This window comes from Streptomyces sp. NPDC058619, assembly GCF_042717785.1.
Taxonomy (GTDB): domain Bacteria; phylum Actinomycetota; class Actinomycetes; order Streptomycetales; family Streptomycetaceae; genus Streptomyces.
This window is the reverse complement of the sequence record NZ_JBHXQN010000077.1, coordinates 1-23,615: the sequence shown is the minus strand read 5'-3', so window position 1 is coordinate 23,615 and position 23,615 is coordinate 1. Positions and strand designations below refer to the sequence as shown.

Genomic DNA, 23,615 nt, shown 5'->3' with positions numbered 1-23,615 from the left:
GAACTACCTCGACCAGCGCGAGATGCCCCGGCCGAAGTCATGGCGCACCCTGGGCACCTGATCTCGACAGTTCCAAGATCCCCGACAGAGTCAAGTGCGCGAACAGGGGCGGGTCCCTCATCCTGTCCGGCGGCACGGGGGCTCCGGCCGAGGTCCGCTTCATTGTCCCCCGAGAGGCGCACCATGAACCTGGCTATCGCTGGGCCGTCCTGGCAGCAGTTCTGGGCACAGCCGTCCTTGCCCGGTTGATGGCCAAGGAGGCCAAGGCGAAGTGGACCCAAGGTCTTCCGATCGATAAGCCGTGGAAGGTCGATGACAACTGGCTCACCAACATCTCCACGCTCGGAGCAATCCTCGGCACAGTGTTGACTACCACGGGTTTCGTCCAGGACTGGCTCCCAGGAGTCACTCTTGGGACCCTGCTCGGGCTAAACCTTCTGTTCAGTGCCATGGTCCTTTTTGCACCGGTCATCTACTCTGCTTCCTGCAAATGGGAGTTGAAGAAGAACGACAAGGGTCAGGACGTGTTGACGGCAGAAGGTAAGGGCTGGGGGCTCGTGTTTGCTGCGCTTGTCACCCTGGCCGGTGTATTTGGGCAGCTTTCAACGGTGGGCGCCCTGACCCTCTCTTCAGCGACGAACCTCTGGATCAAGATCGGACTTCTGGTTCTGCTGGGCGTGGCTGCGATCTTCGTCGGCTTCTATGCCCATTCCTTTGTGCGTGGAACCTTGGGGGCGGCGGGAACAGCGTCAAGCCAGAGGGGTCAGACCCGCAGCGCCGCGTTGTGAATGTTGCTGAGAATCTCAGCAACATTCGTATGGCCGGCCTCACAATTACCCAGGCCGTCACGTGTGCTCGATGGCGCTCACCTTCCCCAAGTGGCTCAGCGGCGTGTCCGGGCCGGGCGTCGACGTCGGCGGCCCGCTTGTGTGCCCAACGCAGCGCGGCCAGATCCAGCACCGCGATCATGCGGTCCCCGGCCCGGTACAGCCGACAGGCCAGCGACGCAGGCCGCCCCGGTTCGCCGACGCGGGTGAAGGCGCGCTCCGGGACCGACGCGGTTTCCGGAACAGCCGCGCGAAGACCGCCTCGCCCGCCGATCATGTCGCTTTGGTCGGCGGGCGAGGGCGCTGGTGGGGCTTGTGGGCTGGTGGTGTTCAGAAGGTGATGGTCTGTCCCTCGCGTCCGGCTTGTCGCGCGGTGTAGGCGACGCCGTGGACTTTAAGGCCGTCCGGGTTGAGGAGGGTGATCGTGCCGCCTTGATTGCCGAGCTGGAATCCGTTGCCGCCCGGGACGGTGAGGGTGGTGCCGGGCTGGAGCGGGCCGGCGGGGAGCGGGAGGGTCTGCTGGTTGCGGTCGGCCAGGCGCCAGCCCTGGAGGTTGACCGGCGCGGGGGAGGCGTTGAGTACGGTGACGGTTTCGGCTTCGGGCGCTGGGCCGGTGGGGTTGACCAGTGCAGCCATGATCCGCAGGGGTTCCTCGCGGTCGACGGGGCGGGGTGGTGCGGTGTCGATGGGGTGGCCGGTGGTGTCGTCGGTGTGCCAGGCCTGGGACTGGAAGGCAAGAAAGACCGCGACCCAGCGGTTTTCGGCGGGTAGGTGCACGAGCAGGGCGCCGTCCTGCCAGACGCCGTTGTCGGAGCGGAAGCGCCCGCTGTTGCCCTGGTTCATGTGGATGTCGTGGACGCCGTTGCCGGGCCGGAACCCGAACACCTTGTCGGCGGTGTTCGCCTCGGGGCCGAACCGTTGCCCGAAGACGTAGAGGGCGGCGGTGGGGTCGGCGATGGCCCGCTGCACGTAGTGGTCGAGCAGGTCGGCCAGGTCGTTGTCGGCGCCCTCGAGATCGGGTGGGAGCAGTCGCATCGAGGCGGGGTCGAACAGGTTGCCGCGGATGAAGTCCAGGCTGGCCTTCCCCGGTTGCGACGCCAGGGCCGTCCATCCGCTGCCGGCTGGCGGGAGTAGCTCGGTCACGGGGTGGCGGAAGTCGTCGTCGGCCAGGTACAGCAGCTCCGAGGGGGCTTGCTGTGACTCGACGTTGACGGCGGCCCGGTAGTGGGTGCCGGCATTGTCGGTGAGGTGGATCTGGTAGTGCGGGGTATCGCTGGATCCCTCCCGGCGCCGGTCGACGGCGCGGGCGGCCAGGACACCGTATTTTTGCAGCGGCATGGGTCATCCTCTGGATGCGGTGGGAGCGGCACAGCTGGGGTGTGGCCGTGTCGATAGGACGGGCTTGGTCCGGGATGTGCCCGCCGCGGTAGCGGAGCAGCGACCGCTCAGGTCGGTAGACCGGCGCAAGTCCCGCGCTGGACAGGGGTAGGCAGTGGCCGGGCCAGCAGCCGTCGTGGAACGGGGACGGCCATGAGGCCTCCGACTCTTGGCAGGTCCGCCAGTTACGGCGGGGTGTTTCAGGAGTAGCGGAGGGTGGCGAGGACGGGGGCGTGGTCGGAAGCGGGTTTGTCCCGGCGTGCGGTGGGGTCGCCGCTGACGGAGGGCAGGGGGTGTTGGGCCCCAGTGGAGGCGTGCTCGACGCGGGCCAGCAAGGCGTGGCTGACCAGAATGTGGTCGATGAGTTCTGGTTGGCCGGCATGGATGCGGGAGTGGCGCTGGTCTTCGGGGATGCGTGGGGCGAGGTTCCACAGTCGGGATTGGTCGCCCTGGTCGGGGCGCTCGAAGCCGGAGGTGCCGATCTGGGAGCCGGGCGGGCCGAGGAGGATCTGGGTGGTGGCCGCGGCAGGCTCGTCGTTGAGGTCGCCGAGCACGGCGACATCGCGGGCCTTGCCGTCATCGGCCAGGAGCTCGTCGGCCAAGGCCCGTACCGTGACGGCCTCGGCGCCGCGCCGGAACATGGCGTAGGCGGCGTAGCGGGCGCGTTCTCCCTCGTCGCGAGGGCTGAAGCGGCCGTCGGGGAAGGACAGCAGCTTGGATTTCAGATGGCACACGACGACGTCCAGGGGGTGACCGGGGGCGGGTTCGAGGCGTACCGCGAGGGCGCCGCGTCCCACGCGGCTGGTCGGGTCGTTGTGGTCGTCGGCCTGGACCGGAGCCAGCAGATCGGGGAAGTCGGTGACGTCCGCCAGCGGGGTCAGCGGCAGGCGGCTGAGGAAGCCCACCCGGATCCCACGCCCGTCAGGATGCGCGGACAAGGCGGTGTGCCAGGAGCCGTCGAGGATGTCGACTAGGTCGGCCAGCGCCAGCGGATCGCCGACTTCCTGCATCCCGAGCAAGTCGGGGGCGAGCAGGGTGATCGTGCCAGCCAGGGCCTTGAGCTTTGCCGCGTACGAGGCCTCGTCCTTCGGCCCGAAGCGGCCACCGGGCCGGTAGAGGTTCTCCAGATTCCAGGTGCCGATGACCGCCATGTCCCACCCTCGTCGCTCGCGGAGGCAGCCCTGCCGACTGCCGATCCTCCTCGCCGTTATCCCCCGACCACGCCCCGGCGGGACGCCGAATCTCCAATGTTCACCCGCCTTGCCCTGCGGCCCCTCCCCGCTGGGTCACAGGCGACTCGGCCGCACCTTTTCAGGGAACGGGGCCCTGTAGATCACATGGAATTGGTCGACAGGGCTCCTCGTCTTTCTCCGCTTGCTGGTCCGCCTCGAGGCCTTAGCATGCGCCGGATGACGGACCTACAGAGAGATCGTTTAGTTCGGAGAACTGGCCCTGTACGGCAACGACCCGGACGACGTCGCCCGCTCACGGTCAAGCCCCCGGCCTCCGCACCCCGGTGCCCTGGTCCGACTTCTGCTACGGCCCCGATGCGGACCACCTGACTCGCCTCTATCATTAGCTGGCCGCAGGCACGATCCGCCATCCCGTCGCCGTACTCGGCGAGGTCACTGCAACTGGAACCACCGGCAGCAACGCCTCGGCCCGTATCGCGACACGCATCCCCACCGGCCTGCCAGGAGTCCTCGCACACACGGACGTTTACCTGCGCGTCGACGCCCACCACCGCCAGCTCCTCGAGCCACTCACCGAAGGTGTCCAGGTCCTGGCTCTTGCTGCGCCCGACATCGCGTGGAAGCTGTGGAAGCCGAACTCCAGCGGTCTCGGTCACCAGATCGTGCTGTGGCCCCAGGCCCACTGGCAGATCGCGTACTGGACCCTGAACAGCGCCGGCCTTCCGGCTCCGCCCCGCTCTCCCAACTCCCTGACCGAACCCCAAGCCAGGCCCCCGCTCCGCACGGCAGCAGTGCGGCCACCTGATGCCGCCGTGCTCAGCAGGGATCAGGACCTGGAGGCGGGACGGCGGGGGGAGGGAACCGCGCCCAGGAGTTCCCATAGCGGAGTGGAGCCGGCGGCCCACTGGGCGAGCAGGTGGCGGTCGACCAAGTGGAGTCGCTGGGAGCGGGCGAAGGCGACGGCTTTGTCCGTGAAGCGGCCGTTGGTGAACAGCACGACGACATCGCCCTTGTGGACGGGCCTGCCGGTGCCGTTGAGTACGTGCAGGTCCGGGGTCCCGACCGCAGAGCCGGCCAGTCCGGCCCGCCGATGCTTACATTGGATCACCCGCAGGCGGCCGAAGGGATCAGTGGCCTTCACATCGGCGCCGTTGTCACCGGCCCCACCGACCCGGATCGCCCCAGGGCAGCCGTCACGGCGCATCAGATCCCGTACGGCTTCCTCGGTGGTGCAGGGCGTCGATCTGCGGCAGCGCATAGCGCAGTCCCCGCTCCCGCACCAGGTTCCAGCGGGCGGTCTCCCGGCGCCGGTGCAGCCACAACCCACCGGCCGCCGCCGCGATCAACAGCAGCACGATCGGTACCCGGGGGTGCGCGGCCCGAAGGGCAGCGGCCCGCCCGGAGCCGGGTCCGTTCCGGCTTCGCGCCGCGGAACGCAGTGCCAGTGGGCGTGCGGGATCTGGTTCCCCAGCAGCAAGTAGTTCATCTTCAGCAGCTCGTAGAGCGCCTCGAGCCCGCGGCCCAGAGCGAGAACGTCGCGCCAGAACGCAGCCGCATCCCGCTCGTCGAGTTCGGTGGGTTCGGCGACATGGCGTCCGGTGTAGATCACCACGCTGTACCCGCGGACCTGACCGCTGCGCCACAGGTAGGCGTTGCTGACCTCCCCGCGCCGGACAAGGAGGCCCCAGCCGATGTCGTCGGCGGCGAAGTCGTTAACGCACATCGGGCAGTCGGTGCCGTAGCGGTGCTCGGTGAAGTTCTCCGGCCAGGCGCCGGACGGCGTGGGTGCGGGACGGGGCTGCGCGTGGTCGGGCATCACGCCGCCTCCCCGGCCTCGGCGCGGTAGCCGGCGGCCTGGAGGGTGAACATGGCGGCGTACTCGCCGCCGAGAGCCATCAGCTCCTGGTGGGTGCCGCTCTCGGTGACGCGGCCGCCGTCGAAGACGAAGATGCGGTCGCAGGCGACGACGCTGGCCAGGCGGTGGGAGATCAGCACCGTGATCTGATCGGGACGCGGGTTGTCCCGCAGTACCGCCTCGTACACGGCGTGCTCGGCGCGGGGGTCCATGCTGGCGGTCGGTTCGTCCAGCAGCAGGACGGGGGCGTTCTTGTACAGACCACGGGCGACGGCGACCTTCGCCCACTGGCCGGCGGACAGCTCTTGGCCGCCGCGGAACCGCTTGGACAGCAGCGCCTCCCACCGGCCGGGCAGTCCGGCGATGACCTGCTCGGCGCCGGAGGCCCGTGCGGCGTCCAGGGCCCGCTGCGGGTCGGCCTCGGTGAGGGTGCCCCGGGAGACCGTCAAGTTGGCCAGCGCGCTGAACGGAAACCGGACCGGGTCCTGGAGCACGCAGCCCACCCGGGCCTGCAACGACTCGGCGTCCATGTCCAGTACGTTCACGCCGTCCCAGCAGACCGTGCCCCCGTCCTGGGGCTCGTACAGACCGGCGAGGAGCCGCGCGCAGGTGGACTTGCCGGAGCCGTTGACGCCGACGAACGCGATCGTCTGACCGGCGTGCAGTGTCATGGAGATGCCGTTGAGCGCCGGGGTGTCCTTGCCCGGGTAGGTGAAGGACACGTCGTCCAGCGTGATGGTCTTCACCGTCTCGGGGGCGGGCTGCCCACTGCGGCGTGGCTGGAGGGTGCGGCAGCGTTCCTGGAAGGCCAGCAGGTCGTCCACCCACATGGCGTGCTCGTAGACCAGGTGGGAGACGTCGACGAGCCGGGTCAGCGAGGACTGGGCGGCCTGGATGGCGAGCACAGCGCCCGCGCCGGCGGCCAGGGGCAGCCAGCCCGCGATCAGCATGGCGCCGAGTGCCGTGTAGGTGATGCCGGTGCCGATCCCGCCGACCGCCCGGCCCGCCAGGGTCAGTCGGGCCGAGCTCACGCCCAGGCGAGTGTCCTCCTCTGCGATCCGCGTCGTCAGCCGGTAGTGCTCCTCCAGCAGCGCGCCCTGGGCGGTGTCCGAGCGGAGCTCGGCGGCCGCATCCCTCTCCAGCAGCAGCCAGGAGAAGACCCGCACCCTGCGCTGCAGGGTGTTCCACCGCTTGAAGGAGTGGAAGCGGGCCCGGGCGGTGCGTACGGCGGCCGCGCCGACCGGCAGCACGGACAACAGGAGCAGCGGCAGCAAGGCCGGGTGAAGGATGCCCAGCACGCCGGCGGTGCCCACGAGCCCGAGCAGAGCCGCGGCCAGGGAGACGACCTGGCCGACGATCTGCCGGGCGTAGAACAGCCCGCGGTCGTTGGCCCGGTAGGCCTCGTCGTGCCAGTCCGCGTCGTCGACGACTTCCAGCCGCACATGGGCGGTCAGGGTGAGGAACTCCGTCTCAAGAGCGGTGCGGATCTTCGGAGTCACTCTGGCCTGCGCGACCGCGACGCCCGCCTCAAGAAGCGACCGGGCGGCCAGAAACCCGACCACGACGAGGAGTTGGGGGATGGCCGCGCGCACCCGGTTCGGGGTTGGCCCCTCGGCGAACAGCTCCCGCAGCACCGCCACCGAGGCCATGAGCCCGAAAGCCGTCATCGCGGCCGACGCCAGCTGCAGGACCGCGACCGCGACGGTCGCACTCCGGTCCGCATTCCAGGCCAGCCGGCCGATCTGGCGCACGATCCGCGGCAGGCGCGCGAGGATCTGCCCCACCGTGGCCTGGGACGCGGCACCGTCGTACACGGACCAGTACGCCTCCTCCAGGCCGTCGGCGATGTCACCGTCGTGCGGCCCGCCCGGCACGGCGGCGGGCGGCAGCGGAAGTTCCGCACCACGCGGGCCGGGCACCGCACCCTGGCGGACGCCGTCTGCATCACCGCCGGCGCTCATGCCCCCCACCTCGTATCCAGTCGTGCTGAGCGGCGCACGTAGGTGTCGGACTGCTGCGGTCCGCAGGTCGGGGAAGCGAGCGGGGACTGCCGCCGCTGTTCGAATCCGGGGCGTTGAGTGGGAGCGGGCTCAGTGTTCATGGTGTCCTCCGTCTGGTCGGTCGGTCGGTTGGTACTGGTGCTCTAAGAACGCGCCGAATCCGGGGCCGTAACGGCCCCGGACGGGCGAATATCTCGAACGTGAATACGGACACGGCTCTGAAGCAAGAGCCGCCTGCCTGGTCACTTTTGAACTCACACGTTCGAGTGGTTGGCGACGTGCGGCACCCGATCAGGGGCTTGCGCCGTTCGTCCGCAGACCCGGGGCAGGAGTGGGACGGCGTGTGTGGTGACGGATCATGTCCAGGCCCTGCTGGAAGGTGACCGGGGTCTCCGAGAGGTTGAGCCGCAGAAGTTGGCCGTCCGGATACAGCGCGTCCCAGGCGGCGGAGGTCCCGCCGTGGACGACGGTCGGGTTGAGCCGCAGCCCCGCTCGCCCGCACTGCGCCACCCAGGGCAGAAATCCCTGCTGCGAGGTGCGGAGTTCGGCGAACGCGGAGTAGCCCGCGGCCGGCTCCATGCCCGGGATGCGTCGCAAGGGAGATCCCGGGTCGTCGAGTGCTTGAGCGTTGCGGCGGAAGCGTTCGGCCATGACGGTCAGGTGGTCGCGGACGCGGCGGTAGGTCTCCTCCTCGGGGAGTGCCGGCACACCTGCTCGGCGGACGCTGTCCTGGGCGATCTGGACGAGCTTGGCCGTCTGCTCGACGGGTGCCTCCACCACGGTGAGGAGGGAGGCGTAGAAGAGCATGACGACCTCGCCGACGGGGTCCCCGCTCATGGCCATCCGCTCGAACCGGTCGCGGGCAAGATGCTGCAGCAGCGCATTGTTCCGGGTGACGACGACTGCCGCACGTAGCCCGGGCAGGGAGAGGTCCTTGGAAGCGGTGAGGATCAGGGCGGCCCTGGTCAGGTCGATGCCGTGGACGCGGTCGCGGAGTATCGCGGCAGGCTGCGGGCCTTCGGCCCCGATCTGGAAGGGGACGTCGATGAGCGTGAAATCCGGTTCGGACCGGTCAGGCAGGGTGTGGCGGGCGCCGGTGACTCCGTTGGGGAGGACTTCGACGAGGCAGGTGCGCGGGGCCGGGGATGTGCCGGTGGGATGGAGGGTGCCGTCGTGCCGGTAGTAGCCGGTCACCGGGGCTCCCCAGCGCACAGCGCACTGGTCGAAGGCGTAGTAGTTCGGCAGCGGCAGGACGAGACCGTGGCCGGTCTCGGCGAGATGCGCGATGGTCAGGCTGATGGCCTCCGTGCCGCCGCGCGTGAAGAAGATGTCGGACGGGCCCAGCCTCATGTTCAGGTGGCTGCCGAGGAGTTCGGCCATCGCCGCCCGGGCGCCCGCCTGGCTCCGGCCGGCGTACGCGGAGAGGGTTCCGTCGCGGATGAAGCGGTCGAGCAGGGTGGAGAGGTAGCGGGCGAGGTCCGGGGAGGGCGGGAAGCGGTTGCAGCCCTCCCCGAGCTCGATGGTCGTCTCGGCGTCCGGGTCGGCGCCGTCGCGAAGGGCTCCGAAAGCGGTGAGGCAGTCGGCCTGCGCGGGGGCCGGGATGGTGTCGTGCACGGTGGCTCCGGTGCGCCATGGGCCGGGGCGCTGCCGGGCTTCCGCGGTGCGGACGTCGGCGAGGTTACCGGATGGGGAGCGCCTCGGGAGCAGTTGGCTGCAACGGGGGGACCTCGTACAGAGCCGGACGCCGCCCGTTCGTCACGGGCTCGGGGATCAGCAGGATGCGGGCGGCGGTATCCAGGTCGGGTGTGTCGGTGTGCTGGTCACGCCGCACCCAGATGGCGTCGATGCCCGCACGGCGGGCCCCGGCGGCGTCGGCCTGGGGGTTGTCGCCGATCATGACGAGCCGGTGTGCGGGGCCCGCGGCCGCCCGCGCGAGACGGAACGCCTGAGGGTGGGGTTTCTCGTAGCCGCTGGTCGCGGAGTTGATCACTGCCTGGAACCGGGTGTCGATGCCGAGCGCGGACAGGAGTTCGGGGAGTTCGGGGACGTGATTGGAGAGGAGGACGTGCGTCCAGCCGTGCGCGGTGAGCCGGTCGAGGACGCGCAGCGTCTGCGGGTAGAGGCTCCACGCGGCGGGGTCGGTGTAGGCGGCGCGGGTCGCGGCAGCCGCGGCCTGCGGCCGGGAGATCCCGAGGCGGGTGAGGGCCTCGGCGACGACGCTGGTGATGTGATCCCACCAGGCGTCGGGGACGCTCAGGTGCGGGTGGGGCTCCTGCGCGGCGTGCCAGGGGAAGCCGGTGGCGAGAGCCTCGAACATCTCGGGGAAGGCCCAGCGATGGCCGGGCTCTTGGACGTCCAGGACCTCCAGGAGGCACTCGGCCCAGGTTCCGTACCGGCGGTGGCCGAGCGTTCCGTCGAAGTCCCATATCGCGGTCTTAGGCGGCGTCACCACAGGCCGAGCGCTTCCAGGACGTGCGCGGCCTTGGGCAGCGGCGCGGCAGGGGCAGCGGTGAGGAGGTCGTCGGGGAGGTCCGCCTTCGTATCGAGTTTGATCATTTCGCGCCAGCGCAGGGCCTGCGGCCACTGCTCGGTCCAGGTGGGGCGCAGTTCGTCGGCGGGGATGTTCTCGAGGCGGCGTGCGTCGGTTAGGAGCCGGGCGGCGGTCTTGGCGCCGATGCCGCGGATGCCGGGGATGTTGTCGGCGGGGTCGCCCATCAGGGCGCGGAAGTCGGGCCACTGGTCGGCGAGGACGCCGTAGCGGGGCAGGATGTGCTCGCCGGCGGTGTAGCGGCGCTCCATGGCGAGACCGGTGTTCAGCAGGCGCACGCTGGGGTCGGCCAGGAGCTGGATGTAGTCCTTGTCGGTGGTCATGATGTCGACCGCGCGGCCGTCGGTGCGGGCGGCGGTGGCCAGGGTGGCGATGACGTCGTCCGCCTCGCAGCCGTCCTGTTCGATCCACCGGACGCCGCTGTGGTCGAGGGCGTTCTTGATCAGGGAGAGGGACTCGATCAGACCGGGCTCAGGTGCGGGGCGCTGGGCCTTGTAGTCGCTGTCCTGTCCGGCGCGGGCCTGGGAGCCGTCCTCGGAGTCGAAGACCACGAAGATCTCGAAGCCGTCGGCGTGCTGGACCTGGGCTTTGCGCAGGAGCGCGGCGAAGCCGAAGACACCGGTGCGGTCGATGGTCTTGTCGCGGCTGGTGATGCGGGCGGCGAACCCGAACCAGGCGCGGTGCAGGAGGTAGTGGCCGTCGACGAGCAGCAGGGGCGCGGTCATGGCGTGGCCTCCAGGGGATGGTGCGTGCTGGTGGGTGCCTTTGACCGTGGCGTACGGGCATCCGTTGCCGGATGACCAAGGAGTGTAGCCACCGGGGTGGCACGGGGCCGCCAGAACGTGGCCAGCAGCGTCGCGAGGTGTTCGGCGGCGTTGCGTTGGTTGAGGACCTTGCGGTGGGCGGCGGCGCGTAGCCGGGCACGTTCGTCGCTGGTCAGGGCGAGTGCGCGGCGAAGGCCTGCGGTCAGGGCGCCGGGGGCGGGGTTGTAGAGCAGGCCGTTGTGGCCGTCGGTGATCTGTTCGGGGAAGCCGTCGATGTTCGGGGCCAGGATGACGGCTCCCGGGTGCTGGGCCCACAGGGCGGTTTCGAAGACGATGTTGGCCAGGGTCTCGCCGCGGCTGGGTACGGCCATGGCGAAGGTGTTGGGCCAGGCGGCCAGCGCGCGGGGGATGTCGCGGTCGTAGTGGCCGATGATGGTGGCGCTGAGCCCGAGCTCGGCGCTGCGCTCGCGGTAGGAGTCGAGCAGGGCGGCGCGGTCGTCATCGGTGGGGACGGCGACCATCGCGGCGTGGACGGTCTCGCGCAGGGGGGCGAGTTCCTCGATGAGCCGGTCGAGGCCCTTGGTGTGGTCGGTGCGGCCGATCGCGGCGATGACCGGGCGGCCCGCGGGGATGCCGAGGGCGCGCACGATGCGTTCGGCTTCGGTTCCGGTCGGCGGGGTGAGGTCGGCGGCGGTGAGGTCGAGCCCGGACGGCCAGGCCCGGAGCGTGCCCGGATCGAGTCCGTATTGGTCTTGGAGGTGGCGGGTGAGGAAGTCGCCGATGTCCGCGACCCAGGCGCGGGGGTGGAGGCAGGCGGCGGCGATGGCCTCTTCCTCCCAGGCGATGCGGCCCGGGTCGGGGTGGGGGCGTTCGGTGATGCGGGCGGTGGAGAACAGGGCCAGCAGCACCTCCACACCCGGGTGGGTGTGGTGGGCGAGACCGGCGAAGGGGGTGTCGACGCCGATGGCCAGTACCTTCTCGTGCCGGTCGGCCAGGTGCCCGGCGGCGTGGGCGGCTTCGCCGGACAGGTGCCGCCAGGTGTCCGGGTGCCAGAAGGGGCGGAGGGTGTCGTAGGGCAGGGTGATCACCTCGCCGCCGAGACCTTCGATGACACGGCGGGCGTAGCGGAGGTCGTCCTCGTTGTAGCCCCAGGTGGTCGGGCCGGGCTCAGGGACGGCGAGGTACGGGGTGAAGGCGCCCGCGTGCGCGCTCAGGCGGTGGTGATGACGGGCGAGGGTGGCCAGGAACGTCTTGGTTTGGCGGCCGATGCCGTTGGTGTTGTTCGCGATGCCGTTCACGGCGCAGTACAGCAGCGCCTTGGTCGTGGACGTGGACAACGGGGTGTCTCCTTCCAGGTCAGCCGGCGGCGTAGAGGTCTTCCGGGTTCGGGCGCCAGATCTTCGACTTCGCCGCGGCCGGTTTCATTCCGTGCGTGGCGAGCAGGCCGGTCAGGTGCCGGTAGGCGAGTTCCGCCTCGGGCTCGGTGGCGGCGAACAGGGTGTAGTTGTCCGTCATCCGCACGGCGGTCCATCCGGTCAGCTGCTGGTCGACGGGGGTCATCCTCAGGTTCGTCAGCATCGGGCTCAGGCCGCTGCCTGGCGCGAGCGGGTCGGGCAGCGCGGTCAGGATGCGGCGCAGCAGGGCGAGCATGCTCCCGTCGTGGACGAAGCGGGCGACGGAGCTGATCGCGTCCTCCAGTGCGACGCCGCGGCTGGCGGCGGCGACGTCGATGTCGGCGACCCAGGTGAGACCCGCGCTCAGGTGCCGGGCGGCGGCCGCGACCGCGAGGGGCCGTCCCGCCCGCCGGTGCCAGCCGAACATCCACTCCGGGTAGGCGTCCCGCTCCAGGACGGGCTCGACGGCGTTGCGCAGCGCCCGGTGGACGATCCGGTCGGTGACCGTGGGGATGGTGATGGTGTGCCGTTTGCCCCAGGCGTCGAACTCCTCGGTGCGCAACGGGCCGGGCCGCCACGTGCCGGCCGACAGCGCCGCGGACAATCCGGTGATGCGGGTGGGCATGTCCTGGCGGAAGGCTTTCCAGGTCATGCCGTCCGCGCCGGGGGAGCCGGTGCGGCCCATGCACTGGCGGGCGGCCCGCTTCAGGGCCCGCTCGCTGACGGCCTGCCGCATCAGCGAGTGCGCCGCCGTACGCCTGGTCACCTGATCATCCCGGTGGCGGCCAGGAACGCCTGGGCGACAGCGGCCGGCGTGTGGGCGGCGACCTGGCGCGGCCCGTGCTGGGAGGCCGCGTGGTAGGCGGCCTGGTCGCCGAGCAGGGTCGTGAGAGCCTTCCACAGGGCTTCGGGCCCGTCGTTCAGAGCGGTCATCCGCCCGGCCGGTCCGGTGAGGGCAGGCAGGTGCCCGAGCCCGTAGCCGATTACCGGCGTGCCCACGGACAGGGCCTCTGCGGCGACGTTCCCGAACGTCTCCGGGCTGGTCGAGGAGATGACCGTGGCGGCCGCTCCCGCGAGGAAGCCGGGAACCTTCTGCCAGGGCATGGCCGGGAGGATCTCGACGTCGGGCAGGGCGGCGGCCAGGGCGCGGCACTCGGTGACCACCTCGTTCTGCATGCCCGGCCAGTACTCGAATCCGGCCTCGGCCAGCACGATCTGCAGCGGCCTGCCCAGCCCGCCCGGGTACGCCTTCAGCAGTTCGGCGATGCCCTTGTGCGGCTCGGCCCGGACCACGATCCGCAGCGGACCGCGCTCACGCAGTGCCTCCCGCTCGTCCGACGTCGGCGGCGTGATGGTGTGCATGAGGGCGTTGGGGACCACAGCCCAGTCGCCGGTGTCCACGCCTTCGCGGGCCAGTTCCTCGACCATGAAGTCGCTGACCGTCAGGACCCGGCCCGGGCGGTGTTCCAGGCTGCGGTAGAGAGGGGTGTCGGTGCGCGGTACGTGCACCATCAGCGCGGTGGCCATGTGCGCTGGGGCCGGGCTGAGGTAACCCAGCCCCCACACGGCGTCCACCCAGCACACGAGATCCGCCTCGTTCCCGGCCAGGAGGCGGCGGACCTCCTGCTCCACGGGGGCCGGATCGGCCAGAAGGGCGGTGAGGTGCTCCTCCAGCGCGGGGCGCGGCAGGGTCAGGCTGTCCAGGCGGAGAAGGTCCTGACCGTCGTCGGGGGTGGCCGGTCCGGCCGCGATGATCAGGGCATGGTGGCCGAGTTCACGCAGGCCGACGGCGAGGGCGGCGATGCTGCGCTCGATCCCGGCGGGCTCGTCGGGGTTGTGGGTGAGCAGGACGAAGGCGATGTTCACTCGGTGGCTCCACTGGTCGGCGGGGTGGGGGCGGTGTCACGGACGGGCCGCAGCCCGATGCCCGGAGAGGAGATGCCGGGCGGGACGTCGTTGGCGTGAGCGCACTCGGCGTACTGGGAACGGGAGTTGTAGGAGCCGCCCCGCAGCAAGGTGACGCGGTCGCGGCGCCACGGCGCCGTCGTCCACTCCCACACGTTGCCGCCCACGTCCCAGAGACCGTCCGGGGTGCGGCCGGCCGCGTGGGACCGAACCGGTATGGGACGGCCAGGGCCGAGGCCGCGCAGATTGGCGTGCCCGAGCCCGGGGACCTGGTCGCCCCAGGGGAAGCGACGCACTGTGCCCGAGGCCATCCACTCCCATTCGGCGGACGTCGGGATTCTGGCCCCGAGCCGGTGCGCGAGCTGGGCGGCTTGGGGCAGCGTCAGGCCGGTGACCGGAATCCCACCCACGGCCAGCGGCGTCGACGCCCACCACAGTGCGGCCGTCTCCTGGGCCGGATGCCACTCCCCGGCCGGAACGGGGCCGCCGGCTATGCGGATCCACTCCACCGGATCGACGCCAGCCGCTACCGTGGAGGAGTCCCGGGCAGCAGGCACGTTCCCCGGAGGAAGAACCGGTCCGCTCACCAGCACACGCGGGCTTGCCTCCGGCGAAAGACGGCCCTGTCCGGGCGCACCCCCGCTCACCGCCGCCCCGCCACCCCGGCCGCCGCGAGGAGCTGGCTTCCCAGGGTGTCCCCGTCGGCGACCGCGCCGCTGAGGCTGTGGTTCAGGGTGCGGGCCGGGTCCTGGCGGACACCCCGCATGCTCATGCACAGGTGCGCGCCCTCGGCGACCACCCCGACGTCGGCCGAACCGGTCGCCTTGGCCACATCCGCGGCGACGCCGTCGACGATCCGCTCCTGGAGCTGGAGACGATGCGCGTGGGCGGAGACGATCCGGGCGAACTTCGACAGACCCAGAACGCTCCCGCAAGGCCGGTACCCGATCGTCAACTCCAGCCTCATGGGCAGCAGATGATGCTCACACAGGCTCCAAGCGACGATGCCCCGCACGATGACCAGCCGGTCGGTACCGGCGGGCAGGTCTTCCTCGAAGACGGTGTCCGTGCGACCCGCGTCGTGGTCGAGGAATTCCGTCCACCAGCGGGCGACCCGCTCCGGGGTGCCGCGCAGTCCCTCACGCTCGGGGTTCTCGCCCACCGCCTCCAGCAGCTGCCGGTACAGGTCGGCGACCCGCGCGACATCCACGCGCGGGCGCGGCACGGAGTTGTCCAGGCTCGTCATCAGGCGCAGGCCTTCGTCTCGGTCCGCGCACCGGCACGGAGAACGGAAAGGGCGTTCGGGCCCTCGTGCAGCAGCAGGTCCACGGCGCTCAGGCCCGGACTCCAGCCCAGCGCCCGGCCGTAGCGTGGATGGGAGTACGTGGCGACCTCGACCGTAATGGCGTGCTCGGCCAGCAGGCCGTGGTCGAGGTAAGCCAGCGCACCCGTCCCCAGCCGCAGGCGCGTCGCGCCCCGCTGCCGGCAGAGGTCGATGAGCATGCCGGTCTGCCGTCCGGCCGGAGGCCGGTCGCTGGTGCGGACCATCGGCAGGGGCAGGCCGAACGCGTCGAGCAGCAGCCGCAACAGCGCCTCGTTCAGGTCCGTGAGGTGGGTCCAGGGCGTGCGGTAGATGGCTTCGAGGGCCTCGCGGTGCGCGGGCCAGTACGGGGCGTGCCCGTACGTCTGGGCGAGGCTGCGCCAGTGCCGCCGGGCCCAGACGCCGTCGGCGATCCGGGTGTCGGTGATGCTCTGGCCGAAGCTGCGCCGCACCGGCACGGTGAGCCTGACCGGCCCTGCGGTGCCGCGGATGTAGTTGCGGTTCTGCCAGCCTCGCTCGGTGAACTGCACGTGGTCCAGCAGTACCAGTTCGTCCGCGCCGGCCAGCCGCGAGAAGTAGCCGGGCCAGGGCAGGTAGGCCGGCTGATGCGCGACCAGCACGTTCCCGCCCATCAGCAGGCCATCCGGTAGGCCACGAACGCCTCCGCCCGCTCGGCGCCGCACGCCGCCCCGGTCACGGCGTCGATCGCCCGGATCCGCTCCAGGGACCGCGGGTGGTCGCCACCGCGCAGCTCGCGGGCGTAGCACTCCAGCGCCTTGTCCTTCACAGCGGCGGTACTGGTGACGTCGACCCACACGGTGGGGCGCGGGAGCTCCAGGCTCCAGGCGTGGTCCTCGGGGCCGTGGAAGCCGAGGACCATCCGGGGCCAGTGGCGTAACGCTCCGCTGGGCCGCGCCGCCGCGTAGGCGGCCTGATGGACGACCTGGTGGTCCTGGTGGACGGCCCCCGCCGCCGGAATGAGGAGCGCAGCCGGTTCCAGCGCGGCCAAGGACAGGTCCGGGCCGGTCTCGATGAGGCGGACCAGTTCCGCAACGTGACCGGCGAGGTCGCCGGCCGGGCTGTCGTCGCTCCAGACGATGTGCCGGCCGCTGACGCCGAGAACGTCACAGGCCGCGTTGAACTCCTCGTGCCGCAGCCGGAGGTCGGTGGGAGTTCCCCATCGGGGCTGGGTCAGACACGCCACGGCCAGAACGTGTACAGCGATCCCGGCGGCGGTGAGGCGGGCGATGGTGCCCCCGGCACCGAGGGTCTCGTCGTCGGGGTGCGGTGCGACGGCCAGAACGCGGTCGCCGGGTTTCAGGCCGAACATGGGCCTGCCTCCTCTTGATCCGTGGAAGGGGAACGGGCGTAGGGGGTGCCGGTCAGGCACGGGTCCGCGGCGCCCTGGGATGGCTTCGCAGACTGGTGAGCGGGGGAAGAGGTTCCACTCGGCCGGATTGCGGCTCGGGCTCCCACGGGAAGTGCACCCAGTCGGCGACGTCCCAGCCCCAGCTGTCGAGCGGGTAGTCCGAGCCTTCGTTGCGGCAGAGCACGGCCGTACGAACACCGGCCGGGCTCACCGTGGTGGTGAGCATGTCTACGACGGTGTGCAGGGTCGCTCCCGAGCCGCAGATGTCGTCGACGACCAGCAGGGGGGATGCGGCGGGCAGTGTGGCGAGCGCGTCCTCGTTGTGCTCGTGGTCGAGGAGGACCCGGCCGGTGGCGGCCTGCTGGATGCCCTCGGGCGCGTTGTGGCGGGCCCGGACGACGACGGCCGGGACGCCGAGCTGCTCGGCGACGATCTCGGCGAGGCGGACACCTCCGCGGGCGATTCCGAGGACGGCTGCCGGTGCGCGCTCGGCTTCCTGGTCCGCGATCAGGCATGCCGCGGCGAGGAAGTCGTCGCAGGTGAGCTGCCAGACGCGGCGGTTCTCAAAGACACGGGTGGTCACGGCCAGCTCCAGGAGTCGAGGACGGCGTGGATGTCGGCGTGGCGGTCCATTGGGTCGGTGATCAGGTGTGTCCTCGTCACCGGGACCGGGCCCAGCACCTGGGCGTAGGGGGGTTCCATCAGCAGCAGGGCCTCGCAGGAGGGGAACCGGGCCAGATGCCGGCGCAGGATCCGGGGCGCCGTCCCGGCCAGGACGCGCGCCCTCTCCTCGGTCATGGGCTGCTCGTACGTGGTGACGGGCGCGTCGGCGGTCACCAGCCCGTACAGGGCCGACAGCACCAGGACCCGGCTGCGCAGCCCTCTGCGCTCGGTGACCCTGTCGCGGATGAGCGGGACGACCCACCCCTCATACAGGTCGAGCGCAGGCAAGGGAGCGGCGGTCACCCGTTTCTCCTTGCAGCACGCCACTACTACCAGCCCGTCAGGGACGGCGTGTTCAGCGGCCACGTTCGTCGCCCCACAGCAGCACGTGCAGGCGGGTGCCGAGCCGGTAGCCCCGCTCGCGTACCGGGCCTTCCAGGGTGCGCATCCCCGCGAGGATCACCTCCGGGTCCGTGCCCTCCGGCATCACCGAGATGTCGGTCAGGGCGTAGGCCGCCTCCAACGCGGCGATCTCGGCCACCTCGGCGGGCTCGGAGACGACGAACTTGAAGCGGGCCCGGCCGGTGGCGACGAAGGCCCGCAGGACATCGGGGACGAGCCGTCGCGACTCCGGCATGGCCGCTCCGAAGCGGGACAGCTTCGGGGACACGTTGAAGTACGGTCCCGCCTGTATCAGGGCCTCGGCCGGGGCGATGGTGCCGTTGGTCTCGATCTCCACCGTCCGGCCAGCCGCCCGCAGCTCTTTGACCAGCTCGGTCAGGCCAGCCATCTGGATCAGCGGCTCTCCGCCGGTGATGACCATGAGGTCCTCGGGCTGGTCCAGAGCCCACGCCAGCAGCTCCTCGACGCTCTCGTAGTGGGCCTCTTCGCGCAGGTCGTACCGGGTGGTGTCCCAGCTGTAGGGGGTGTCGCACGGCGAGCAGACGAGGTTGCACAGGGCGAGACGGATGAAGCACGCGGGCACCCCGGTGCTGGGGCCCTCGCCCTGGACCGTACTGCCGAACTTCTCCGAGACCCGGATCTGTAACCCGGCGTGCTGCAGCGTGCTCACGCCGTGCCTCCCAGGTACTCGGCCCAGCTGGTCTCCGTCTCCGAGACCCGCACACACGTGCCACCCCAGCCGGTGCCTCCCATGGCCCGGTCCGCCACCCACTGTGAGAAGTGCCGGGCGAGGTTCTCCGAGGTCGGGTTCAACCCGGGAATCACCTCGTTCAGGACCTTGCCGTGCACGGCGTTGCGCAGGTGATTGCGCAGCAGCACGGGGACGTCCCCGATCCGGGGGACGCCGGAGACGGGCACGCTGAGCATGTAGGAGTGGCCGTGCAGACGCCCGCACGGATGACCGTCGCGCAGTCCGCGCAGCTGGTGTGATGCCTCGAAGGCGACGAACGCGGCCGCCGGGGGAGGCTGCGGCCTCCCGGTCCGGACGCGGACCTCTTCCAGCACGGACGCGATGTCGGGCGGTAGGTTCTCGCGCGCCCACCCGAGGAGGTGGCTGGCGATCCCCTCGTTGGAAACGTCCTTGACGCAGTCGTTGAGGATCTGGTGGTCCAGAGCGCTGTCGATGTACCGCTTGAGGGGCGCCAGGTCGCCGAAGTCGGCGACGAAACCCTCCGGGCTGAGCACCGGGGAGGACAGCACGGCTTCCGCGGTGAACGAGTGGCCGTCGTAGCCTCCGTCGTCGAGCCGTCGCGTGGCCTCGAAGCGGAAGTTCTTCCCGATCCGGAAGAGGGGCGGCGTGCTGCTCATCGGACGGCGCCCTTCTGCGCCGGCACGTAGAGGGTGGGGTCGGCCACCCCGGCCTCGTCGAACGCCTCCCGGCGCTCCACGCAGGTCCCGCAGGCACCGCAGTGCATCTCGCCGCCCTCGTAGCACGACCAGGTCAGCTCGAACGGCACACCCAGGCGGGAGCCCTCGCGCACGATGTCGACTTTGGTGAGCTCCAGGAACGGGGCGACCAGCTGGAAGTTGGGGACGATGTAACCCTCGTTGCCGGCCTTGATGGATGCCTCAATGCAGGTGAAGAACTCCGGCCGGCAGTCCGGGTAGATCGCGTGATCCCCGGAGTGCGCGCCGAACGCGACAGCGTCGGCCCTGGCGGCAATCGCCGCGCCGGCCGCGATCTCCAGAATGATCGCGTTCCGGTTCGGAACCACCGTGCTGCGCATGCTCTCGGCGCGGTAGTGCCCGTGCGGCATCGGCACGGCCGGGTCGGTCAGCGCGGATCCCGTGAGGATTCGCCCCAGCGAGGTCAGATCGACGATGTCGTGGGCCACACCGAGCTGATCGGCCAGAGCCGAGGCGTGAGCCAGTTCCTTCACGTGGCGCTGTCCGTAGTTGAACGAGATCAGACTCACGCTGACGCCCTCGTCGCGGAGCTTGTAAGCCGTGACGGCGCTGTCCAAGCCGCCGGAGAAGATGAGTACCGCGTGACGCGGTACGGCAGTTCGAGGCATGGGTGTGCCCTTCCGAGGTCCCCCGGGCCGTGGCCGGGGCAGTGGATTTTCTGGACCTGGGGCTTGCTTGCCGGGGAAGGAATCCGCCAGCTACGCGAGCGGGGTCGGACTACTTCCGCCACCGCCTGGTAACAGTGAGCCCGAAGCGGGCAGGATGAGGCATCGGTGAGCCGCGCTCACTCACGTAGTCCGCGAACTCACGTACAGGGGGCGCCACATGCCAGGCCATGGGGAACCGTCGTTCGCCGCCGAACTGACGCACTCCCGCGAGATCCGAGGCCTGTCCAAGGCGGACCTGGCCCGACGCCTGCACATCTCGCCGTCGTACGTAAGCCACCTCGAGTCCGGACGCGAACGCGGTTCCTCGGATCTTGCCCGCCGCCTCGACAAGGAGCTCGACGCGGGAGGCAAACTCTGGAAAGCGTGGCAAGACGACGACGGTGGCACGCAGCCGGCCCCGGAAGTAGCCGATGCTCCTCCGTCCGCGGGCATCCTCGTCCTCGAAGACACCGCGGCCCTGCGCTACGACGGCTCGGTCTACCACCTGACGATGCATCGACGGCTGCGGAACACCGGCGCGGACCCGATCACCCGCTACCTCGTCCGGATCGCCGTCGACCGCTACCCGGGCGAACCTGAACGCTCCAACGCCCTGTACCGGGCCCGTCCTCTGACCTGGGAAGAACTCCAGCTGGAAGCTCACTGCGGCGACGAACAGATGGGGCGCGTCGTCAAACACGACCGCGACGCGTTCAAAGAGGTCTGGCTCGAGTTCGCGAATGCGCGCACCCGCTTCCCCCTCTACCCAGGCCAGGAAGCCGAGATCACCTACAGCTACTCGGTCAGCGCCGACAAATGGGGCCCCTGGTTCCAGCGGGCCGTACGCCTGCCCACCCGCGAACTCACCGTGAGCCTCGCCTTCCCCACCGCTATGCAGCCCACCGTCTGGGGCACCGAGACCTCCCTCAGCGCGAACTTCGCGCCCTTGCGCACACCCCCCACCCAGGCCGCCGATGCAGACCACACGGTCTACACCTGGACGACCCTGGACCCGCCCCTCCACGCCCGGTACCGGCTGGAGTGGCGGCTGAAGACCGCACACCTTCCAGAAAGCGAGACCGTGAACACCCCCACCCCCAGCGCCCTCATGGCCGCCGCCGGCATCATCCAGGAAGGCGACCTGCTCCTCCAGACCGTCGCGCAGCCCTTCGACCTCCCCGCCGAAGCTGACGAAGCCCGCCGCCTCATCCGCGAACTCGACGACGCGATCGCACGCGTCAAAGAGCTCCACGATTTCGGGAAGGGAATGGGTATCGCCGCCCCGCAAATCGGTATCGGCCGCGCTGCCGCCGTCGTCGTCCCACCCGGCGACGGCTCCACCCCGATCATGCTGCTCAACCCCACCGTCGCGGAGTCCTCGGCGGAGGCCGACCGGCAGTACGAAGGGTGCCTGTCGTTCTTCGATGTGCGTGGCCTCGTTCCCAGGCCGCTCCACATCGTCATCGCCCACACGGACATCGACGGGACGCCCAGGCTCACCAGGTTCGAACACGGCTTGGCCCGTCTGGTCCTGCACGAGGTCGACCACCTCGACGGCAAGCTCTACCGCTCCCGCATGGATCCGGGCACCCAGCCGATCCCCGTCGAGGAGTATCGCGGTACGGGGCAGAACTGGACCTACCGATGAGAGCCGGCTGCTCACCGTCCACGCTCCGGACAGCTCGAGGCGTCGAAGCGGGCACCAGGCGCGGGGTACGCCCGGTGTGGAGTGCAAGGAGCGTCATCCTCGGGCGCCTCGTAGAGGACCAGCGCGGGGCGCCCCGGTTGGGGCAGCGCGATCAGCCCTTCAGCGGCCAGGTCGCGTAGGGCACGCTTGACGTCGTCCGCGCTCATTCGCATCGCGCTGGAGATGGCTGACAGCGACGGCAGGTCCCGCCCCGTCGGGTGCCAGCCGTCCAGGATTTCCCGTTTGATCTGCTCCGCCGCGATCCTCGCGCTCAGGCTCGGCCGCGGGAGGTGAATCCTCCAGAGCTGCTGCTCGGCCACCCGATATCGGTGCGTGGGCGTGCGCTCCAGGACCCCGGACCCGGCCATACTGCTCAGCGCCGAATTGACAGCCACCTTCGGAACGCGCAGCTCGACGGCGCGGTCAGCGGCGCGCGCCAGCATGCTTCCCACCGGGTAGAGGCCCTGGGTGCAGCGGGCCAGGATGATGTGGGCGGTATCAGTGAACCCGGGCGCGGCCCGCGTTGTGCGCCCGCTCATCGGGCTGACCACGGTGACCGCCTACCTCACGGACACGGTGGTGCCCATACTGGAGGGGCGGTTTCCCTCCGAAGCGGTACGGCGAAGTGCTTTCGGGGCGGCGGCCACACTGGCCTGCCTGGTCGGCTGGAAGCACCATGACCTGGGCCGCGAAGGCGCGGCCCAGCGGTACTACCTGCTCGGTTTCCAGCTGGCTTGCAAGTCCGACCCGGCCGGGCACGCCGCGTGGATGATGCGGGCCCTGACCCACCAGGCGCTGGATCTCGGCCACCCGAGTTCGTGCATCGGCCTAGCTGAGGAGGCGCTGCGGCGCGCGTCGGGCAAGGTGGACCGGCAGACCGAGGCGCTCCTGCTGGTCACGTGCGCCAGGGCGTACGGGGCGGCCGGAGACGGGCAGAGGGCGGCGGCTTCACTGCTGTCTGCCGAAGACGCGATGTCGGGTGGAGAAGACCAGGTTCCCTCGTACGCCGCGGCTTCCGGGCCGGTCTAGGCCACGGTCGCTTCGCACACCGGCAAGACCCTGACGGAGATGAAAAACCACCGGGCAGCTGAAAAGCACTACCGCACGGCTCTCAGGGGGCGGGTACCGGGCACCTACCGCGCGTGCACGGGCTCACCATGGTCAACCTCGGCAGGTCAGTCGCGGCCCAGCACCGGCACGCAGAGGCCGTGGCCCTGTGGACCCGCTCCCTCGACTTCATGGACGGGGCGACCTCCGACCGGAACCGGAAGGAAATGAGGTCGATCCAGTCCGCGACGGCCGGCTACCGAAGGCGCAGGGTTCCCGGAGCTGAAGCCCTCAACCAGCGCACCGCCGAGCTCCTCCGGGCCCAAACGTGAACGGCACATCTACGGACACGCCCACGGTCGGCATCGTGATCCTCACCATGGGAGACCGGGAGAAGGAACTCCAGGACCTGCTCGATTCGGTGGCGGCTCAGGAAGGAGACCCCGCAACGGTCGTCGTACTCGCACAGGGAGTAACACTGCCGCATCTCCGCAACGGGGGAGTGGGCGTCGAACTGCCCGAGAACCTGGGTATCCCCGGGGGCCGGAACGCCGGGGTGCGGTGGCTGCGCGAGCACGGGGGCGTCGACGTCGTGCTGATCCTGGATGACGACGGCCTGCTGCCTCAGACCGACACGCTGCGACTGCTGAGGGAGGCATTCACCGCGACCCCCCGCCTGGGCATCGTGGGCTTCCGCATCGCGGACGAGGACGGGATTTCCCAGCGCAGGCACGTGCCGCACCTCGGCGGGGCCGCGCTCGTCTCCGGCCCGGTCACCACCTTCCTGGGCGGCGCCCACGCCATCCGGATGCAGGTGATCGACGAAGTCGGAGACTTCCCCACGCAGTTCTTCTACGCCCACGAGGAAACAGACTTCGCCTCGCGTGCGCTCGATACCGGCTGGGGGATCGACTACCGGGCGGACCTGGTCCTGACCCACCCCCGCACCGAGGCAGCCCGCCACACGGTCTACTACCGCAACACCGGGCGCAACCGCGTCTGGCTGGCCAAGCGGCACCTGCCCGCCGTCTTGGTCCCGGTGGCGGTCTACACGCTAGTGTCCTGCGCCGGAAATGGCGACTCTAAGTTGGTAGGCTGTTTGTATGTCGTCTCGGGGTCCTCGTGCTGTCGAAGTCGTGCTGTCCGCCG

The 23,615-nt window shown here is 70.4% G+C and carries 25 protein-coding genes and 1 pseudogene; 5 read left to right on the top strand and 21 right to left on the bottom strand.

Annotation, left to right across the window (positions count from 1 at the left end; genetic code table 11):
* Window positions 1–788: hypothetical protein (locus ACFWTC_RS35730; RefSeq protein WP_384075005.1), on the top strand; the 788-nt coding region annotated here is incomplete at its 5' end.
* Window positions 789–1,157: 369 nt separating this feature from the next.
* On the opposite strand, the gene ACFWTC_RS35725 is transcribed toward ACFWTC_RS35730, so the two are convergent.
* The 20 genes and pseudogenes from ACFWTC_RS35725 to queC form a co-directional block, all read right to left on the bottom strand.
* Complete coding sequence (locus ACFWTC_RS35725) at window positions 1,158–2,165, bottom strand: DUF2278 family protein (RefSeq protein ID WP_215150705.1); 1,008 nt, start codon at window positions 2,163–2,165, stop codon at window positions 1,158–1,160.
* Between the two features lie 239 nt (window positions 2,166–2,404).
* The gene (locus tag ACFWTC_RS35720) at window positions 2,405–3,355 is read right to left on the bottom strand and encodes an endonuclease/exonuclease/phosphatase family protein (protein WP_384029990.1); all 951 of its coding nucleotides are present in this window, start codon (window positions 3,353–3,355) and stop codon (window positions 2,405–2,407) included.
* 868 nt (window positions 3,356–4,223) lie between these two features.
* Window positions 4,224–4,755, bottom strand: a pseudogene (locus tag ACFWTC_RS35715) (restriction endonuclease).
* Entirely contained in the window at window positions 4,740–5,213 is a 474-nt protein-coding gene (locus tag ACFWTC_RS35710) for an HIT family protein (protein ID WP_384029992.1), read from the bottom strand. The pseudogene ACFWTC_RS35715 and the gene ACFWTC_RS35710 overlap by 16 nt, the downstream one beginning before the upstream one ends.
* The gene (locus ACFWTC_RS35705) at window positions 5,213–7,213 is read right to left on the bottom strand and encodes an ABC transporter ATP-binding protein (RefSeq protein ID WP_384029994.1); all 2,001 of its coding nucleotides are present in this window, start codon (window positions 7,211–7,213) and stop codon (window positions 5,213–5,215) included. Before ACFWTC_RS35705 ends, ACFWTC_RS35710 begins: the two co-directional genes overlap by 1 nt.
* Before the next feature lie 330 nt (window positions 7,214–7,543).
* Window positions 7,544–8,866 (bottom strand): aminotransferase class I/II-fold pyridoxal phosphate-dependent enzyme, encoded by a 1,323-nt coding sequence (locus ACFWTC_RS35700; protein ID WP_384029996.1) that lies wholly within the window; start codon window positions 8,864–8,866, stop codon window positions 7,544–7,546.
* A gap of 64 nt (window positions 8,867–8,930) precedes the next feature.
* Window positions 8,931–9,704, bottom strand: a complete 774-nt coding sequence (locus ACFWTC_RS35695) for an HAD family hydrolase (RefSeq protein ID WP_384029998.1) — start codon at window positions 9,702–9,704, stop codon at window positions 8,931–8,933.
* Window positions 9,698–10,525 (bottom strand): 5'-3' exonuclease H3TH domain-containing protein, encoded by an 828-nt coding sequence (locus tag ACFWTC_RS35690; protein WP_384030000.1) that lies wholly within the window; start codon window positions 10,523–10,525, stop codon window positions 9,698–9,700. The genes ACFWTC_RS35695 and ACFWTC_RS35690 overlap by 7 nt, the downstream gene beginning before the upstream one ends.
* Window positions 10,522–11,901, bottom strand: a complete 1,380-nt coding sequence (locus ACFWTC_RS35685) for a glycosyltransferase family 4 protein (protein ID WP_384030002.1) — start codon at window positions 11,899–11,901, stop codon at window positions 10,522–10,524. Before ACFWTC_RS35685 ends, ACFWTC_RS35690 begins: the two co-directional genes overlap by 4 nt.
* Before the next feature lie 19 nt (window positions 11,902–11,920).
* Window positions 11,921–12,724: a reverse transcriptase domain-containing protein gene (locus ACFWTC_RS35680; protein WP_384030004.1), complete on the bottom strand. Its 804-nt coding sequence runs from the start codon at window positions 12,722–12,724 to the stop codon at window positions 11,921–11,923.
* The gene (locus tag ACFWTC_RS35675) at window positions 12,721–13,824 is read right to left on the bottom strand and encodes a glycosyltransferase family 4 protein (RefSeq protein WP_384030006.1); all 1,104 of its coding nucleotides are present in this window, start codon (window positions 13,822–13,824) and stop codon (window positions 12,721–12,723) included. The genes ACFWTC_RS35680 and ACFWTC_RS35675 overlap by 4 nt, the downstream gene beginning before the upstream one ends.
* Window positions 13,821–14,372 carry a formylglycine-generating enzyme family protein gene (locus tag ACFWTC_RS35670; RefSeq protein ID WP_384030008.1) on the bottom strand — a complete coding sequence of 184 codons (552 nt, stop codon included), beginning with the start codon at window positions 14,370–14,372 and terminating at the stop codon, window positions 13,821–13,823. The genes ACFWTC_RS35675 and ACFWTC_RS35670 overlap by 4 nt, the downstream gene beginning before the upstream one ends.
* Before the next feature lie 134 nt (window positions 14,373–14,506).
* Window positions 14,507–15,109, bottom strand: a complete 603-nt coding sequence (gene folE / locus ACFWTC_RS35665; RefSeq protein ID WP_384030010.1) for a GTP cyclohydrolase I — start codon at window positions 15,107–15,109, stop codon at window positions 14,507–14,509.
* On the bottom strand, window positions 15,109–15,816 hold the full coding sequence (locus tag ACFWTC_RS35660) for a WbqC family protein (protein WP_384030012.1): 708 nt from the start codon (window positions 15,814–15,816) through the stop codon (window positions 15,109–15,111). The genes folE and ACFWTC_RS35660 overlap by 1 nt, the downstream gene beginning before the upstream one ends.
* Window positions 15,816–16,514, bottom strand: a complete 699-nt coding sequence (locus ACFWTC_RS35655) for a PIG-L deacetylase family protein (RefSeq protein WP_384030014.1) — start codon at window positions 16,512–16,514, stop codon at window positions 15,816–15,818. The genes ACFWTC_RS35660 and ACFWTC_RS35655 overlap by 1 nt, the downstream gene beginning before the upstream one ends.
* A gap of 52 nt (window positions 16,515–16,566) precedes the next feature.
* On the bottom strand, window positions 16,567–17,136 hold the full coding sequence (locus ACFWTC_RS35650) for a phosphoribosyltransferase (protein WP_384030016.1): 570 nt from the start codon (window positions 17,134–17,136) through the stop codon (window positions 16,567–16,569).
* Window positions 17,133–17,543 (bottom strand): hypothetical protein, encoded by a 411-nt coding sequence (locus ACFWTC_RS35645; RefSeq protein ID WP_384075010.1) that lies wholly within the window; start codon window positions 17,541–17,543, stop codon window positions 17,133–17,135. Before ACFWTC_RS35645 ends, ACFWTC_RS35650 begins: the two co-directional genes overlap by 4 nt.
* 28 nt (window positions 17,544–17,571) lie before the next feature.
* Complete coding sequence (locus tag ACFWTC_RS35640; protein WP_384030020.1) at window positions 17,572–18,288, bottom strand: 7-carboxy-7-deazaguanine synthase QueE; 717 nt, start codon at window positions 18,286–18,288, stop codon at window positions 17,572–17,574.
* The gene (locus tag ACFWTC_RS35635) at window positions 18,285–18,986 is read right to left on the bottom strand and encodes a 6-pyruvoyl tetrahydropterin synthase family protein (protein WP_384030022.1); all 702 of its coding nucleotides are present in this window, start codon (window positions 18,984–18,986) and stop codon (window positions 18,285–18,287) included. Before ACFWTC_RS35635 ends, ACFWTC_RS35640 begins: the two co-directional genes overlap by 4 nt.
* Window positions 18,983–19,693 (bottom strand): 7-cyano-7-deazaguanine synthase QueC, encoded by a 711-nt coding sequence (gene queC, locus ACFWTC_RS35630; RefSeq protein ID WP_384030024.1) that lies wholly within the window; start codon window positions 19,691–19,693, stop codon window positions 18,983–18,985. The genes ACFWTC_RS35635 and queC overlap by 4 nt, the downstream gene beginning before the upstream one ends.
* Before the next feature lie 217 nt (window positions 19,694–19,910).
* Between queC and ACFWTC_RS35625 the strand changes: the two genes are divergently transcribed.
* The gene (locus ACFWTC_RS35625) at window positions 19,911–21,380 is read left to right on the top strand and encodes a peptide deformylase (RefSeq protein ID WP_384030026.1); all 1,470 of its coding nucleotides are present in this window, start codon (window positions 19,911–19,913) and stop codon (window positions 21,378–21,380) included.
* A gap of 11 nt (window positions 21,381–21,391) precedes the next feature.
* Here ACFWTC_RS35625 and ACFWTC_RS35620 read toward each other — a convergent pair whose 3' ends face one another.
* The gene (locus tag ACFWTC_RS35620; protein ID WP_384030027.1) at window positions 21,392–21,970 is read right to left on the bottom strand and encodes a GntR family transcriptional regulator; all 579 of its coding nucleotides are present in this window, start codon (window positions 21,968–21,970) and stop codon (window positions 21,392–21,394) included.
* A gap of 1 nt (window position 21,971) precedes the next feature.
* Between ACFWTC_RS35620 and ACFWTC_RS35615 the strand changes: the two genes are divergently transcribed.
* From ACFWTC_RS35615 to ACFWTC_RS35605, 3 genes are all read left to right on the top strand, one after another.
* On the top strand, window positions 21,972–22,448 hold the full coding sequence (locus ACFWTC_RS35615) for a hypothetical protein (RefSeq protein ID WP_384030029.1): 477 nt from the start codon (window positions 21,972–21,974) through the stop codon (window positions 22,446–22,448).
* Window positions 22,449–22,561: 113 nt separating this feature from the next.
* Window positions 22,562–22,798 (top strand): hypothetical protein, encoded by a 237-nt coding sequence (locus ACFWTC_RS35610; protein ID WP_384030030.1) that lies wholly within the window; start codon window positions 22,562–22,564, stop codon window positions 22,796–22,798.
* Window positions 22,799–22,845: 47 nt separating this feature from the next.
* On the top strand, window positions 22,846–23,615 hold a 770-nt coding region (locus ACFWTC_RS35605; RefSeq protein WP_384075007.1), incomplete at its 3' end, for a glycosyltransferase family 2 protein.

What these genes read in the sequence shown, in the direction of transcription:
- ACFWTC_RS35725 (WP_215150705.1), bottom strand. Translation starts at nt 2,165, where the DNA reads ATGCCGCTGCAAAAATACGGTGTCCTGGCCGCCCGCGCCGTCGACCGG.
- ACFWTC_RS35720 (WP_384029990.1), bottom strand. Translation starts at nt 3,355, where the DNA reads ATGGCGGTCATCGGCACCTGGAATCTGGAGAACCTCTACCGGCCCGGT.
- ACFWTC_RS35710 (WP_384029992.1), bottom strand. Translation starts at nt 5,213, where the DNA reads ATGCCCGACCACGCGCAGCCCCGTCCCGCACCCACGCCGTCCGGCGCC.
- ACFWTC_RS35705 (WP_384029994.1), bottom strand. Translation starts at nt 7,213, where the DNA reads ATGAGCGCCGGCGGTGATGCAGACGGCGTCCGCCAGGGTGCGGTGCCC.
- ACFWTC_RS35690 (WP_384030000.1), bottom strand. Translation starts at nt 10,525, where the DNA reads ATGACCGCGCCCCTGCTGCTCGTCGACGGCCACTACCTCCTGCACCGC.
- folE (WP_384030010.1), bottom strand. Translation starts at nt 15,109, where the DNA reads ATGACGAGCCTGGACAACTCCGTGCCGCGCCCGCGCGTGGATGTCGCG.
- ACFWTC_RS35660 (WP_384030012.1), bottom strand. Translation starts at nt 15,816, where the DNA reads ATGGGCGGGAACGTGCTGGTCGCGCATCAGCCGGCCTACCTGCCCTGG.
- ACFWTC_RS35655 (WP_384030014.1), bottom strand. Translation starts at nt 16,514, where the DNA reads ATGTTCGGCCTGAAACCCGGCGACCGCGTTCTGGCCGTCGCACCGCAC.
- ACFWTC_RS35635 (WP_384030022.1), bottom strand. Translation starts at nt 18,986, where the DNA reads ATGAGCAGCACGCCGCCCCTCTTCCGGATCGGGAAGAACTTCCGCTTC.
- queC (WP_384030024.1), bottom strand. Translation starts at nt 19,693, where the DNA reads ATGCCTCGAACTGCCGTACCGCGTCACGCGGTACTCATCTTCTCCGGC.
- ACFWTC_RS35625 (WP_384030026.1), top strand. Translation starts at nt 19,911, where the DNA reads ATGCCAGGCCATGGGGAACCGTCGTTCGCCGCCGAACTGACGCACTCC.